Annotated in this window: 13 protein-coding genes; 8 read left to right on the plus strand and 5 right to left on the minus strand. The window is 71.6% G+C overall.

The features are described from left to right. Nucleotides 1–1920: DEAD/DEAH box helicase (locus tag ACZ4SA_RS00590; protein ID WP_468268449.1), on the minus strand; the 1920-nt coding region annotated here is incomplete at its 3' end. A gap of 494 nt (nt 1921–2414) precedes the next feature. On the opposite strand from ACZ4SA_RS00590, the gene ACZ4SA_RS00595 reads away from it, so the two are divergent. Then, nucleotides 2415–3149: a ferritin-like fold-containing protein gene (locus ACZ4SA_RS00595; protein WP_468267908.1), complete on the plus strand. Its 735-nt coding sequence runs from the start codon at nt 2415–2417 to the stop codon at nt 3147–3149. A 432-nt stretch (nt 3150–3581) separates the two neighbouring features. Here ACZ4SA_RS00595 and ACZ4SA_RS00600 read toward each other — a convergent pair whose 3' ends face one another. From ACZ4SA_RS00600 to ACZ4SA_RS00615, 4 genes are all read right to left on the minus strand, one after another. After that, the gene (locus ACZ4SA_RS00600) at nt 3582–3851 is read right to left on the minus strand and encodes a hypothetical protein (RefSeq protein WP_468267911.1); all 270 of its coding nucleotides are present in this window, start codon (nt 3849–3851) and stop codon (nt 3582–3584) included. A gap of 206 nt (nt 3852–4057) precedes the next feature. Beyond that, on the minus strand, nt 4058–4285 hold the full coding sequence (locus ACZ4SA_RS00605) for a DUF3107 domain-containing protein (RefSeq protein ID WP_356638418.1): 228 nt from the start codon (nt 4283–4285) through the stop codon (nt 4058–4060). Between the two features lie 152 nt (nt 4286–4437). Then, on the minus strand, nt 4438–5082 hold the full coding sequence (locus ACZ4SA_RS00610; RefSeq protein ID WP_468267914.1) for a TetR/AcrR family transcriptional regulator: 645 nt from the start codon (nt 5080–5082) through the stop codon (nt 4438–4440). Nucleotides 5083–5276: 194 nt separating this feature from the next. Continuing rightward, nucleotides 5277–5498: a hypothetical protein gene (locus tag ACZ4SA_RS00615; RefSeq protein WP_468267916.1), complete on the minus strand. Its 222-nt coding sequence runs from the start codon at nt 5496–5498 to the stop codon at nt 5277–5279. A 165-nt stretch (nt 5499–5663) separates the two neighbouring features. On the opposite strand from ACZ4SA_RS00615, the gene ACZ4SA_RS00620 reads away from it, so the two are divergent. The 7 genes from ACZ4SA_RS00620 (at nt 5664) to moeZ (ending at nt 14136) form a co-directional block, all read left to right on the plus strand. Next, the gene (locus tag ACZ4SA_RS00620; RefSeq protein ID WP_468267919.1) at nt 5664–6629 is read left to right on the plus strand and encodes an alpha/beta fold hydrolase; all 966 of its coding nucleotides are present in this window, start codon (nt 5664–5666) and stop codon (nt 6627–6629) included. Between the two features lie 8 nt (nt 6630–6637). Beyond that, complete coding sequence (locus tag ACZ4SA_RS00625; protein ID WP_468267923.1) at nt 6638–7942, plus strand: DUF3152 domain-containing protein; 1305 nt, start codon at nt 6638–6640, stop codon at nt 7940–7942. A gap of 219 nt (nt 7943–8161) precedes the next feature. Next, complete coding sequence (locus tag ACZ4SA_RS00630) at nt 8162–9832, plus strand: DUF3492 domain-containing protein (RefSeq protein WP_468267926.1); 1671 nt, start codon at nt 8162–8164, stop codon at nt 9830–9832. Continuing rightward, entirely contained in the window at nt 9829–11016 is a 1188-nt protein-coding gene (locus ACZ4SA_RS00635) for a hypothetical protein (protein ID WP_468267929.1), read from the plus strand. Before ACZ4SA_RS00630 ends, ACZ4SA_RS00635 begins: the two co-directional genes overlap by 4 nt. A gap of 169 nt (nt 11017–11185) precedes the next feature. Further along, nucleotides 11186–12145, plus strand: coding sequence for an NAD-dependent epimerase/dehydratase family protein (locus ACZ4SA_RS00640; protein ID WP_468267932.1), 960 nt, complete (start codon nt 11186–11188; stop codon nt 12143–12145). After that, a complete protein-coding gene (locus tag ACZ4SA_RS00645) occupies nt 12133–12894 on the plus strand; it encodes a spherulation-specific family 4 protein (RefSeq protein ID WP_468267935.1) in 762 nt (253 codons plus the stop codon). The genes ACZ4SA_RS00640 and ACZ4SA_RS00645 overlap by 13 nt, the downstream gene beginning before the upstream one ends. Nucleotides 12895–12957: 63 nt before the next feature. Beyond that, on the plus strand, nt 12958–14136 hold the full coding sequence (gene moeZ / locus ACZ4SA_RS00650; RefSeq protein WP_468267938.1) for an adenylyltransferase/sulfurtransferase MoeZ: 1179 nt from the start codon (nt 12958–12960) through the stop codon (nt 14134–14136). Nucleotides 14137–14241: the final 105 nt, after the last annotated feature.

Genomic DNA, 14241 nt, shown 5'->3' on the forward strand with positions numbered 1-14241 from the left:
CTCGGCCGCCGGTTCCGCGGTCTTGCGTGTCCGGGTGCGGCGGGGCTTGGCCTCGGCGTCTGTTTCGACGGGGGTTTCGACGGTCTTGCGTGTACGTGTCCGGCGGGGCTTCGTCTCGGCCGCCTCGGTCTCGGCCGCTTCGACGGCCTGCGCCGTGTCGACGGTCTTGCGTGTACGTGTCCGGCGGGGCGTCGTCTCGGTCTCGACGGCGTCTGAGGTCTCGGCCGCCGGTTCCGCGGTCTTGCGTGTCCGGGTGCGGCGGGGCTTGGCCTCGGCGTCTGTTTCGACGGGGGTTTCGACGGTCTTGCGTGTACGCGTCCGGCGCGGCTTCGCCTCCGCCTCGGCGACAACCGCCTCGGCCTCGGTGACGACCGCCGCCTCGGCCTCGGCGACAACGGCCTCGGATGCCCGGCGGGTACGGCGGCGGCGCGGCTTGGTCGCCGCCTCCGCCTCGGGCTCGGACTGCTCGGCGGTCTCGACGATCGTCTCAACGGCCTCGACGACGGCCGTCGCCCCCGCCGCCGCGCTCGCACCCACGCGGGTGCGACGGCGGCGGCGCGGAGTGCGCGGCTCGGCCGACGCCTCGCCGGCGGCCTGCTCCGGTACGACCGGCGTCTGTGCGACGGACTCCCCGCCGCGCGTGCGACGACGCTGGCGCGGCGTACGCGCGGGGCGCTCCGCGCGCTCCTCGCGTGCCGCCGGCGCGGCGGACCGGCGGCCGCGGCCGCCCGTCTCGCCCAGGTCCTCGACTTGCTCCGCCGCGAGACCGGCGCGGGTGCGCTCGGCGCGGGGGAGCACACCCTTGGTGCCGGCCGGGATGGACAGCTCCTCGAACAGGTGCGGCGACGTGGAGTACGTCTCCACCGGGTCCGGGAAGCCCAGGTCCAGCGCCTTGTTGATCAGCTGCCAGCGCGGGATGTCGTCCCAGTCGACCAGCGTCACGGCGGTGCCGGACGCACCCGCTCGGCCGGTGCGGCCGATGCGGTGGAGGTACGTCTTCTCGTCCTCCGGTGACTGGTAGTTGATGACGTGGGTGACGCCTTCGACGTCGATACCGCGCGCGGCGACGTCGGTGCACACGAGCACGTCGACCTTGCCGTTGCGGAACGCCCGCAGGGCCTGCTCGCGTGCGCCCTGGCCCAGGTCGCCGTGGACCGCACCCGACGCGAAGCCGCGCTGGGCGAGCTGGTCGGCGATGTCGGCGGCCGTCCGCTTCGTACGGCAGAAGATCATCGCGAGTCCGCGGCCTTCGGCCTGCAGGATGCGGGAGACCATCTCCGGCTTGTCCATGGAGTGCGCGCGGTAGACACGCTGCGTGGTGTTGCGCACCGTGGCGCCCTCGTCGTCGGGCGAGGTGGCCCTGATGTGCGTGGGCTGCGACATGTAGCGGCGGGCGAGACCGATGACCGCGCCCGGCATGGTCGCCGAGAACAGCATGGTCTGGCGCTTGGCCGGCAGCTGCTGGATGATCTTCTCGACGTCGGGCAGGAAGCCCAGGTCGAGCATCTCGTCGGCCTCGTCGAGGACGAGCGCGCGCACGTGTGAGAGGTTCAGCTTCTTCTGGCCCGCGAGGTCCAGCAGCCGGCCGGGAGTGCCGACGACCACGTCGACACCCTTCTTGAGGGCCTCGACCTGGGGTTCGTACGCACGGCCGCCGTAGATCGCGAGAACGCGGACGTTACGGACCTTGCCGGCGGTGAGCAGGTCGTTGGTGACCTGGGTGCACAGCTCGCGGGTGGGGACGACGACAAGCGCCTGGGGGGCTTCGGTCAGCTGGTCGGGCCCGGCCCGGCCCGCCTCGACGTCCGCGGGGACGGTGACGCGCTCCAGCAGCGGCAGGCCGAAACCGAGGGTCTTGCCGGTGCCGGTCTTGGCCTGGCCGATGACGTCGGAGCCGGAGAGGGCGACGGGGAGCGTCATCTCCTGGATGGGGAAGGGGGACACGATGCCGACAGCCTCAAGGGCTTCGGCGGTCTCGGGCAGGATCCCGAGATCCCGGAAAGTCTTCGTAGTCAGGGTGTTGCCTCTTCTGTGAGACGCGGCGCGAGGCGAACGCTGGGGGTCGTACCGCACCTGGGTACTGGACCGACCGTGGATTGGTCGGATGGCGCGGGACCACTGCCGTCGCTCGAGCGCTCGTACCGCTGAGGGGGCCCCTCATCTGCGGTCGCACGCATCTGTGCGCATGATCCGCGGGGAGGGCGGTCGGGGCGGAGCCGATCGGGCCACCGACCGGGCATCCTCATTCATCAGACGGCCTACTGAGGACGTAGAAATACTCTGACGCTCAGCAGGCGCATTACCACTGTACCCCGGATTCGCGCATGTGTGTTGGGTGAATTCACGAGAACTGTGTTCCGGGCATGGCTGACCAGGCCCTTCACCCGCGCGGCGGGCGGGCTATTGTGCCGTTCATGGAGACGCCTGACAACGCCACTGAATCCACCGGTCACACCGGGATCGCCGCCCAGGACTGGGCGGCGGCGTCCGCAGACCCGCAGTACCGTGCCGCCGTCGTGGACCTGCTGGGCGCGCTCGCCTACGGCGAACTGGCGGCGTTCGAGCGGCTCGCGGAGGACGCGAAGCTCGCGCCTTCGCTGGCGGACAAGGCGGAGCTGGCAAAGATGGCCTCCGCCGAGTTCCACCACTTCGAGCGGTTGCGGGACCGGCTGACGGCGATCGACACGGAGCCGACGGCCGCGATGGAGCCCTTCGCGCAGGCCCTTGACGACTTCCACCGGCAGACCGCGCCGTCCGATTGGCTCGAGGGCCTGGTCAAGGCGTACGTCGGCGACTCGATCGCCAGCGACTTCTACCGGGAGGTCGCCGCCCGCCTGGACAGCGACACCCGCGCCCTGGTGCTCGCCGTGCTCGATGACACCGGCCACGGGAACTTCGCCGTGGAGAAGGTCCGCGCCGCGATCGAGGCCGACCCGCGGGTCGGAGGCCGGCTCGCGCTGTGGGCGCGACGACTGATGGGTGAGGCGCTCTCCCAGGCTCAGCGGGTGGTGGCGGAGCGGGACGCGCTCTCCACGATGCTCGTGGGCGGTGTGGCGGACGGCTTCGACCTCGCAGCGGTCGGCGAGATGTTCTCCCGGATCACCAAGGCGCACACGAAGCGCATGGCCGCGCTGGGACTGGCGGCGTGACGGTCTGACGCATCGACCGCCCGGCTGACCGGCCTTGCCAGGTCTGGCCGGACCGGCCCGCCCGCTCCCGTCGGCCTCAGAGCCACCGGTGCCTCTGGTGCCTGCCGGCACCGGGATCGACGTTGCGCTCGGGGTCCGGCCCGGCACCGTGCTCGGCGTTGCGCCCCGGGCTCCGTTCACGAGCGCTTCGGCGTTGTACCGCGGGCCCTGCTCGGGGGGCGCGTTCGGCGCGCTCCGGGCCCTTTGCGTCGCCCTTGGGGCGCGGCTCGCGCTCGGGTGTGCGGTCGGTGTCGCGCTCGGGGCCATGCACGTCGCCTTGAGGTCGCGGCTCGTGCTCGGAGTCGGTGCCGGGCTTCGCCAGGCCCTCGTCGTCGGGGCTCGGGCCGGGGTGGTGCTCCGGCCGTCGTTCGTGCGGCCGGTCGTCGGGCGGGCTCAGAAAGGGAACGCGCGGCGCAGTCTGTGGGTGGACGGCCGGATCAGCAGCGAGAGCAGCACCGCCCCGATTGCCGCGGCCCCCACCAGCGTGGCCAGAAGATGACCGGGGCCGAGCGCCACATGCGTCACATAGGCGCCGAACATCGCGCCCAGGGTGCCGGTGGCGAAGACCGCCCTGCGGGAGGGGAGACGATCGGCAAGATGACGGATCGCGGCCCAGGAGAGGGCGAGTCCGAGCAGAACAGAACCGAGCGTTTCCAAGAGCACTGCTGATCACCTCACGGACGCCGGTGCGGGCGGGACGGTCGTAGCCCGTACTACCCGGCGTGCACAGAAGGCAACCCTCCCCGCAGCGGTTCGGAGCAGCGCTGAGCAGCAGGAGAGGGCCCCGCGGGAATTCCCGCCGGGCCCTCTCCTGCCATATCTTCACCGCGCTCGCCCGGGCCGTGCCCGTCGCGCATGCGGCCGTCGCGCTACAGCGCGCCGAATCCCACGCGCCGCGTCGCCGACTCGCCGATCTCGACGTAGGCGAGCCGGTCTGCCGGTACCAGGACCTTGCGGCCCTTCTCGTCCGTGAGGCTGAGCAGTTGCGCCTTGCCGGCCAGCGCATCGCCCACCGCGCGCTCGACCTCCTCGGCGGACTGCCCGCTCTCCAGAACGATCTCCCGGGGCGCGTGCTGCACGCCGATCTTGACCTCCACGGCTATGTCCCTCCGAACGGTCAGTGCGTTGCGCGGTCAGCCGCGCCGTACGCAGCACACATTAGCCCGGAGTCGGTATGCGGCAGGTCCCCTGGGGAAACGCCAGGAGCGAACAGCTCCGGCGCGAGCCGTCCTGGAGCCGCCGCCCCGTGTCACTGCTGCTGATCCGAGCCGTGCAGCGGGAACCCTGCGATACCGCGCCAGGCGAGCGACGTGAGCAGCTGCACGGCGGTGTCCCGGGGGATGCCGGAGCCGCTGGACAGCCAGTACCTGGCGACCACCTGGGAGACGCCGCCGAGGCCGACCGCGAGCAGCATCGACTCGTCCTTGGAGAGTCCGGTGTCCTCCGCGATCACGTCGGAGATGGCCTCCGCGCACTGCAGTGAGACCCGGTCGACGCGCTCGCGGACGGCCGGCTCGTTGGTCAGGTCCGATTCGAAGACCAGCCGGAAGGCGCCCCCTTCGTCCTCCACGTACGCGAAGTAGGCGTCCATCGTCGCGGCGACACGGAGCTTGTTGTCCGTCGTCGACGCCAGCGCACCTCGGACGGCCTGCAGCAGCGACTCGCAGTGCTGGTCCAGCAGTGCCAGGTAGAGCTCCAGCTTTCCGGGGAAGTGCTGGTAGAGAACGGGCTTGCTGACTCCGGCCCGCTCCGCGATGTCGTCCATCGCCGCCGAGTGGTATCCCTGAGCCACGAAAACTTCCTGGGCCGCGCCCAGGAGCTGGTTTCTGCGGGCTCGGCGTGGCAGGCGTGTGCCCCGCGGGCGCGCCGCCTCTGTCTGCTCGATGGCTGTCACGCCGCCTCCCATGTTCGAACAAGCACAGTTTGAGCAAGCACAGTCTTCCGTGCGCGCTGTGCGCCGCGCCGCCATCGTACTTTTGGGTAACCCGGCTGTGCGTCGCGCGGACGCAGAATTTCACGGACCGGACAGACTCGGAAGCTGCCTGTTCGCAGAGAACCCCTGGACAATTCGGGTCAACGGGCGACAGGTCACCGGTAGTCGTCCTCGTCGAGCTTGACCACACGGGTCTGTTCGACGATGTCCGCCTCGTTCGCGGCGGCCGGGTCGACGTGGTTCACCGGGTCGTCCCGCTCGGAGCGCACCTCCGTGTGCTGTTCGGCGGCGTCCGCTTCGGGGACCTCTTCGTCGCGCGCCTCGGTGTTCTGCTCGTCTTCCTCGAAGGTCTCGGGATCGCTCGGATCGACTGACATGCGGCACCGCTTTCCCTGGAGTGCGCCTTTCCCTACGAGCCTAGGAGGTACTGATTCATGGCGCTACGTGGTGATTCGGTGATGTTCCGGGTGCCCGGCAGGATGCGCGCGATGTGTGACACCCGACACATGATTACCTGCGTGATCATCTCGTAACATTGCCGCATGTCTTCGACCGAGCTGCCGGGAGCCCGCGCCGCCAATGCCGCGACGGCTCCCAAGGTAACGGCCGTGCGCGTCCACGACGGGGAGAAGCTGCGCTCCGTCGCCCTGCCGGGACTCACCCTCACGGTGCGTTCGCGGCCCCCGGTGCGCGAAGGGCTGCCGGCCGCGCTGTTCGTCCACGGGCTTGGCGGTTCGTCGCAGAACTGGTCGGCGCTGATGTCCCGGCTCGAGGACACCGTGGACGGCGAGGCGATCGACCTGCCCGGCTTCGGGGACTCCCCGCCGCCGGACGACGGCAACTACTCGGTCACCGGCCATGCCAGAGCGGTGATCCGTTTCCTGGACGCCGGCGGCCGCGGTCCCGTCCATCTGTTCGCCAATTCAATGGGCGGCGCAGCCTGCACCAGGATCGCGGCCGTCCGGCCCGACCTGGTCCGCACCCTGACGCTGGTCTCGCCCGCTCTGCCCGAGCTGCGCGTCCAGCGCTCCGCGGTGCCGACCGCACTGCTCGCGCTGCCCGGCGTCGTCGGTCTCTTCTCGAGAATGACCAAGGACTGGACGGCCGAACAGCGCACCCGAGGGGTGTTGGGGCTCTGTTACGGCGACCCCTCACGGGTGACGGACGAAGCGCTGCGCCACGCTGTCGAGGAGATGGAGCGGCGCATGGGGCTTCCGTACTTCTGGGACGCGATGGCCAGGTCGGCGCGTGGCATCGTGGACGCGTACACGCTCGGTGGGCAGCATGGGCTGTGGCGGCAGGCCGAGCGCGTGCTCGCGCCGACCCTTCTCGTCTACGGGCGCAAGGACCAGCTCGTCTCGTACCGTATGGCGCGCAAGGCGGCAGTGGCGTTCCGGGGCTCCCGGCTGCTGACGCTCCCGGACGCCGGGCATGTTGCGATGATGGAGTACCCGGAAACGGTCGCCCAGGCCTTCCGGGAACTGCTCGACGACTGCGGTAGGAGCTGATCCGGGGCGTGGGACGACACAGCCGCAAGGGCCCCGTACCCAAAGGCGTGGATGCCGGGGCGGGAGGCGCGGTGGCGGGCGGTGAACGGGAGGCCGTGGGCGCCTCGCCCGGCAATGGCCGGCGCAGGCGCGCGGCCGGACCGGGCGCCGGTCCCGAGCAGACCGTGTTCGGGTACGGCACGCCGCAGACCCGTGGCGGCCACCCCGAGCACCACGAGGCGGGGGGCGGCTGGGGCGACTGGCAGGGCCGGCCGCCGGAGCGGTCGGCGCAGGGCGGGCAGCGTCTGCAGACGCAGCCCCCGCGCACGATGGCCGGCGGGACGCGGGTACCGGGTCCGCGCAGGGAGTACGTCGAGGCGTTCGACCAGCAGCAGTCGGGCCGTGAGCCGTACGCCGCGGTGACCGACTGGGACACGGGACACGGGCGGCCGCCCGAAATCGCGGTGGACACCGAGGCCGACGACCTGTCCGGCACCGAGGACCGGCCGGGCGGCGAGCCGCCGGCCAGGACGAGCAAGGGCCGTACGTTCACGGGGATCGCGGCAGCTGCGGTCACCACCGTGCTCGCCGTCGTGGTGGCCGGGCAGGTCACGGCCGACGATCAGGGCGCGATCGGCGCCCAGTCCGCGGGTGAGGAGCGTCAGGCGCAGGAGCACCCGGGCCGCTCGGAGGGCAGGGCCACACCGCCGCAGGCCGCGCGGCCTGCCGCGCCGACCTACCAGCAGCTGATGACCCAGCAGTTCCCCATCGATCCGAAGCTGGAGGCCTCCGGCGACTTCGAGGCCGTCCCCGGCTTCGAGAAGGCGCCGGGCAAGGGTCGCAAGATCCGCTACCGGGTGGATGTGGAGAAGGGGCTCCCCCTCGACGGCGGGCTGTTCGCCAGGGCGATCCAGGAGACGCTGAACGACGAGCGGAGCTGGGCCCACGGCGGCGCGATGACCTTCGAGCGGGTCTCCTCGGGCGAGGTCGAGTTCGTCATGACGCTGGCCAGTCCCGGTACCACCGACGTGTGGTGCGCCAAGTCGGGGCTGGACACCAGCGTCGACAGCGTCTCGTGCGACTCCGCCTCCACCGAGCGCGTGATGATCAACGCCTTCCGATGGGCGCAGGGCGCCGAGACGTACGGCGACGACGCGATGCTGGCCTACCGGCAGATGCTCATCAACCACGAGGTCGGGCACCGGCTCGGGCACAACCACGTGAACTGCAGCACGCCCGGAGCGCTCGCTCCGGTGATGCAGCAGCAGACCAAGACGCTCGACGTCAACGGGGTCAAGTGCCGCGCCAACCCGTGGGTGCACCCCGGCGGGTGAGCTGCCGCGGGACTGGCCGCAGCCTGACGCTCTGTGAGCGACTCGCGCCGTAGCGCGACTGAACGCTACCGGAGTGTGAAAGTTACGTGCATTCACCCCTTCTGGTGGCGCGATGGACAACCGTCCGTCGTGCTGCCGCCGTGTCCGCTTAACGTCGTTCCGCTGTGAGTCGCCGGAACACAACGGCGGCCGTCCATAAAGGAGATCGGGGGTGCACTCGTGCGAATCGGATTGCTCACTGAGAGTGGTTATCCGTATGCGACGGGTGAGTCCAGGCTCTGGTGCGACCGGCTGGTGCGCGGGCTCGGGCAGCACGAGTTCGACCTCTACGCGCTCAGCCGGAGCGCTCAGCAGGAGGAGCTCGGCTGCATTCAGCTCCCGCCGCAGGTGCGCCGGGTGCGCACCGCCCCGCTGTGGGCGGCGGCGGACGACGGCCGTCTTTACGGCCGGCGTGAACGCCGGCGCTTCGCGGGCCACTTCAAGGACCTCGCTGCCGCGGTGTGCGCCGACGGTGAGGGATTCGCCGACGGGCTGTACGGCTTGGCCGACCTGGCCCGCGAACACGGCGGCCTGTACGCGGCGCTCCGCTCGGAAGTCGCCGTGCGCGCCCTCGAGTCCGCCTGCCGTGCGCCCGGTACGCGCCGCACGGTGCACGGAGCCACGGTCGTGGACCACCTCGCCTTCGCGGACCGGCTCGAGCGCGCCCTGCGCCCCCTGTCGCTCGACTGGTACGACGAGGACGGCCTCGGCGCCGTCGATCTCTGCCATGCCGCGTCCGGCGGGCCGGGGGCCCTGCCCGGCCTGTTGGCCAAACGCTTCTGCGGGGTCCCGCTGCTGGTCACCGAGTACGGCGTCCAACTGCGCGCCCACTACCTGGCCGCCACCGATGCAGGGCTGAGCGCGCCCGTGAGGGCCCTGCTCGCCGCCTTCCAACGGCAACTCGCCGCCGAGGTCTACCGGCAGGCGTCGGTCATCACCCCCGGCAACACCCACGCGCGGCGCTGGCAGGAGAAGTGCGGCGCCGACCGCGAGAAACTGCGCACCGTCTACCCCGGCATGGAGGCGGACCGCTTCGCGGCCGTCGGCGAGAGCGCCGACACCGGCGACCCGTACACCCTCGTCTGGGTCGGCCGGATCGAGCCCTCCAAGGACCTCGTCGCTCTGCTGCACGCCTTCGCCGAGATCCGCAAGGAGGAGCCGCAGGCGCGGCTCAGGCTCTTCTGCGCGCCGCCCAGCGGCCCGGAGGCGATCGCCTACCTCGCGCAGTGCAGCGCGCTCGCCGCTCAGCTCTTCCCCGACGAGGCCGCCGGCGCGCACGCCGTGGGCGACAACCCGGTGTCCTTCGAGGAGATCGGCGGGCCCGAGGCCCCGGAACTGGTCGACGCGTACGCCGCCGGGGGAGTGGTCGTGCTTTCCAGCGTCGTCGAGGGCTTCCCCGTCAGTCTGGTCGAAGCGATGTTCTGCGGGCGCGCGACGGTCTCCACCGACGTCGGCGCGGTCGTCGAGGTCATCGGCGGCACCGGCCTTGTCGTACCCCCGCGCAATCCGCGGGCGCTCGCCGACGCCTGCCTCGCGCTGTTACGCGACCCGGAGCGCCGCGAGCGGCTGGGGGCCGCGGCGCGTGCCCGCGCACTCGAACTCTTCACGGTGGAACAGAACCTGACGGCATTTCGCGGCATTTACCTGGAGCTGATCTCCCACTCGCCGGTGCAGCGGGAGGCCGTCGACGCCGACGGCGAACCGCTGCCCTTCGCGCACCCGGCCGAGTTCCACGCACCGGGCCGCTGGACCGGCGCGGCGGCGGCCGCCCGCACCCCGAGCTGGGCGGAGAGCCCGCCTCTCGTAGTGGCCGGAGCGCCACCCGAGACCGCGAAGGAGGCACACCGATGACCGTGCCCCCCATTCCTGAGACCACCACCGCACCGGATTCCCGGCCCGAGGCGGCCGGGTTCCCCAAGGACCAGGGAGCCAAGGCCGATGCCGCCCGCGCAGGGCAGCGCGGCCCGGCCCGTCGGGGGACCGCCGATCCCGTGAAGGCGCTCATGTACCGCCATCGGGAGCTGTGCCGGCAGGCGGTCGACCCGCTGGAGATCGCCGCCGGCCTGGAGGCGCACGGAGTCACCGACCGTACCGCGGCCCGCTTCCGCCACCGGGACGTGTTCGCCCTCGCCGAGGAGATGTACGCGCGTGTGCCCCGCGGTACGGGGCACACCGCGGCCCCCGTCCGGCCGGCGGGCGCCGCCGATTCGCGCGCCGGCCGGACACGAAGCGCTCCGTGGATACTCCGGGCGCTCCTGCCGGGAGCCGTGTGCGCCGTCGCGGTGGCGGGCATGGAGGCGTCCGAAGGTACGCTCCGGCTCACGGCGGGCGTGGCCGGCGCGATCGGTGTCACCGTTGCGGTGGCGCTGGCCCTGCGCCGGGGACCGCTCCGCCCGGCCGGGCGCACCGTCCCCTCCGTGAAGACGTCGACGCTGTGCCTGCTCGCCTTCGCGGCATACGGCGGGGGACTTCTGCACGAGATCTCCGGCGGCGGCCCCGACGGCTCGTGGCCGCTGGACCCTGCTCCCCTCCTGGGCCTCGCCCTGGCCGTTGCTCCCGCGGCCTGGTGCGCGCATCTCTTCTCCGCACTCGCACGGCGCAGGCTCGAACACAGCCGGGGCCTCGAAGAGTTCGCGGCCGGGGCCCGGCCCCTGCTCCTGGCCGTCGTCGTGCTCCACCTCGGGGCGCTGGCCGCACTGCTCGTCCTCACCTCGCTCGTGCTCCCGGGCAGCGCACTCGTACCCACCGCCGCTCTCGGCGTCCTGTTGTTCCTCGCCCGTCTGCTCGTCGTCCACGGTTTCCCCGAATCGGCGGCGACCGCCCTGGCCGTCGCCTGTGCGGCGGAAGTCGCCTCGCTCGCCCTGCTGTTGTCGGGGCGCCTGCCCGGCCTCGACCTCCTCGCGCGGCCCGTCGAAGCGCTCATGGGGGCGTGGGGCACGGCAGCCGTACCGGCGCTCGCCTGCGGCATCGCCGTGGTCGGGCTCCTCCCCCACGCCGTCGTGGTCCTCTCCCGGGCCTCGGCACACACCTCCTGAACCAGCTTCGAAACCTGCTCTGAAAGCCGCCGGACCATCCGCCGTCACTTCGCGGAGCCGACACCTCGGAGTGACCGGCCGTCAAGGCACGACAGCAATATCCCTAAGGAGAAAGCGACATGACCCCGCAACACCCAGCTCCGGCCCGTCGGCCCCGAGGAGCGGCGCGATGAGGGTGCTCCTGCTCGGTGCCAATGGATTCCTCGGCCGCTTCGTCGCCGACCGGCTTCTCGCCGACCCGGCCGTGCACCTCACCGCCCTGGGCCGCGGCGACGACGCCGATGTCCGCTTCGACCTCTCGGGTGGCAGCCCCGGCGCGCTCACCCGCTTCCTGGGCGCCGTCCACCCCGGAGTCGTCATCAACTGCGCGGGCGCCACCCGCGGCGGCGCCCGCGAGCTGACCCGGCACAACACCGTTGCCGTCGCCACCGTCTGCGAGGCGCTGCGCCGCAGCGGCTGCGGCGCCCGTCTCGTCCAGATCGGCTGCGCCTCCGAGTACGGACCCTCGCAGCAGGGCTCGTCCACCGCCGAGGACGCGGTCCCCCGCCCCGGAGGCCCGTACGGGGTGAGCAAGCTCGCCGCCACCGAGCTGGTGCTCGGCTCCGGCCTGGACGCCGTCGTACTGCGGGTCTTCTCGCCGGTCGGCCCCGGCACCCCGGCCGGCACCCCGCTCGGCCGCCTCGCGGAGGCCATGCGGCGCGCCATGCAGTCCGGTGACGGAGAGCTGAAACTCGGCGGTCTCGGTGTGCAGCGCGACTTCGTCGACGTACGCGACGTGGCGCGCGCCGTGCACGCCGCCTCGCTCTCCGCGGCGCAGGGCGTCGTCAACATCGGCACCGGACGCGCCGTGCGGCTCAGGGACGCCGCGTCGACCCTCGCCCGGGTCGCGGGCTACGCGGGTGCCCTGCACGAGCTGGACGCGCCCCCGGGGCGCGGCGCCATCGGCAGTCCACGCACCGAGTCGGTCGTCGAGCACCTCGCCGCGACGCCCTCCCCGTACCCGGACGGCTGCGGCAGCTGGCAGCAGGCGGACGTGCGCACGGCTCGTGACCGGCTCGGCTGGCGCCCCCGGATCAACCTGGAGGAATCCCTCGCGGACATCTGGATGGAGGCGGCATGTCGCATCTGACCACCACGGACCCGCAGCTGTCCGCCACAGGGGCGGAGAGGCTCGGGTTCGGGATCCCCGGATACGCCCACCCCCTGCTCGCTCCCGTCGAATGGGCCGAGCTGACCCGCCCCGGTACCCCGCTGCACTGGGTGGTCCTCAACGTCGCCGCCGGGCCGGGCGACCGGCCCGACCCGCACTGTCTGGAGGCCGCGGGCAGGCTGAGCAACGCCGGCGTGCGGGTCCTGGGGCATCTCGACATGTCCCACGGGTCGCGTTCCTTCGGCGACCTCGTCTGTGACGCCCAGCACTTCGTCGACTGGTACAAGGTCGACGGCTTCCTGCTGGACCGCTGTCCCGGCGCGCGTGCCGACCTCGCCCAGGTGCGGCGTACGGCGGCCACCTTGGACGCGGTCCTGGACGGCGGGCACCTGGTGCTGGGACACGGCACGCACCCGTACCCCGGCTACGCGGAGACCGCGGACCAGCTCGTGACCTTCTCCGGGGCGTGGGCGGAGTACCGCTGGTCGCAGGTGGCCGAGTGGACCGCGGAGTATCCGCCGGAACGTTTCGTGCACTTCGTCCACGGGGTGCCCCGCACCCATCTCGAGGAGGCCACGCGCATCGCCCGCTGGCAGGGTGCCGGGACGATCTTCTTCACCGACCGGGGCGGCCGCAGCGAAGGAAGAGGGCATATCGGGCCATTCGAGACACTGCCCGGCTACTGGGACGAAATCGTCTCGCAGATCGGACGTGGTGTCTCGGAATGAGAAGGGCCGTGGCAGTGTTGCGAGGAGAACAACCGTACTGACATACCGACCGACGGAGCCCCCGTGTCGCTGCCACCCCTGGTCGAGCCCGCAGTCGAGCTCACCGTAGACGAGGTCCGCAGGTACTCCCGCCACCTGATCATCCCGGATGTCGGGATGGACGGGCAGAAGCGGCTGAAGAACGCGAAGGTGCTGTGTGTGGGCGCGGGCGGGCTCGGCTCGCCGGCGCTGATGTACCTGGCGGCAGCCGGTGTCGGCACGCTCGGCATCGTGGAGTTCGACGAGGTCGACGAGTCGAACCTGCAGCGCCAGATCATCCACAGCCAGTCCGACATCGGCCGCTCCAAGGCCGAGTCCGCCCGCGACAGCGTCAAGGGCATCAACCCGTACGTGAACGTGATCCTCCACGAAGAGCGGCTCGAGGCCGAGAACGTGATGGACATCTTCAGTCAGTACGACCTGATCGTCGACGGCACGGACAACTTCGCGACCCGCTACCTCGTCAACGACGCGTGCGTGCTGCTCAACAAGCCGTACGTATGGGGCTCGATCTACCGCTTCGACGGTCAGGCCTCCGTCTTCTGGTCCGAGCACGGCCCCTGCTACCGCTGCCTCTACCCGGAGCCCCCGCCGCCGGGCATGGTCCCCAGCTGCGCCGAGGGCGGCGTGCTGGGTGTCCTCTGCGCGTCCATCGGCTCCATCCAGGTCAACGAGGCCATCAAGCTGCTCGCCGGCATCGGTGAGCCCCTGGTCGGCCGACTGATGATCTACGACGCCCTGGAGATGCAGTACCGCCAGGTCAAGGTCCGCAAGGACCCGAACTGCGCGGTCTGCGGCGAGAACCCGACCGTCACCGAGCTCATCGACTACGAGGCCTTCTGCGGCGTCGTCTCCGAGGAGGCCCAGGAGGCGGCGGCCGGTTCGACGATCACTCCCAAGCAGCTCAAGGAGTGGATCGACGACGGCGAGAACATCGACATCATCGATGTCCGCGAGGTCAACGAGTACGAGATCGTCTCGATCCCCGGCGCCCGTCTGATCCCCAAGAACGAGTTCCTGATGGGCGGCGCCCTCCAGGACCTGCCGCAGGACAAGAAGATCGTCCTGCATTGCAAGACGGGTGTCCGCAGTGCGGAAGTCCTCGCGGTGCTGAAGTCCGCGGGCTTCTCCGACGCGGTGCACGTCGGCGGCGGCGTCATCGGCTGGGTGAACCAGATCGAGCCGGAGAAGCCGGTCTACTGATCCGGCTGGAGCAGTGCGCCCCGGGGGGGGGGGGGGGGGGGGGGGGGGGGGGGAGGGGGGGTGGGAGGGGGGGGGAGGGGGGGAGGGAGGGGGGGGGAGGGTGAG

It is taken from the genome of Streptomyces sp. NPDC027962 (genome assembly GCF_055566095.1).

What these genes read in the sequence shown, in the direction of transcription:
- ACZ4SA_RS00595 (WP_468267908.1), top strand. Translation starts at nt 2,415, where the DNA reads ATGGAGACGCCTGACAACGCCACTGAATCCACCGGTCACACCGGGATC.
- ACZ4SA_RS00615 (WP_468267916.1), bottom strand. Translation starts at nt 5,498, where the DNA reads ATGTCAGTCGATCCGAGCGATCCCGAGACCTTCGAGGAAGACGAGCAG.
- ACZ4SA_RS00620 (WP_468267919.1), top strand. Translation starts at nt 5,664, where the DNA reads ATGTCTTCGACCGAGCTGCCGGGAGCCCGCGCCGCCAATGCCGCGACG.
- ACZ4SA_RS00635 (WP_468267929.1), top strand. Translation starts at nt 9,829, where the DNA reads ATGACCGTGCCCCCCATTCCTGAGACCACCACCGCACCGGATTCCCGG.
- ACZ4SA_RS00640 (WP_468267932.1), top strand. Translation starts at nt 11,186, where the DNA reads ATGAGGGTGCTCCTGCTCGGTGCCAATGGATTCCTCGGCCGCTTCGTC.
- ACZ4SA_RS00645 (WP_468267935.1), top strand. Translation starts at nt 12,133, where the DNA reads ATGTCGCATCTGACCACCACGGACCCGCAGCTGTCCGCCACAGGGGCG.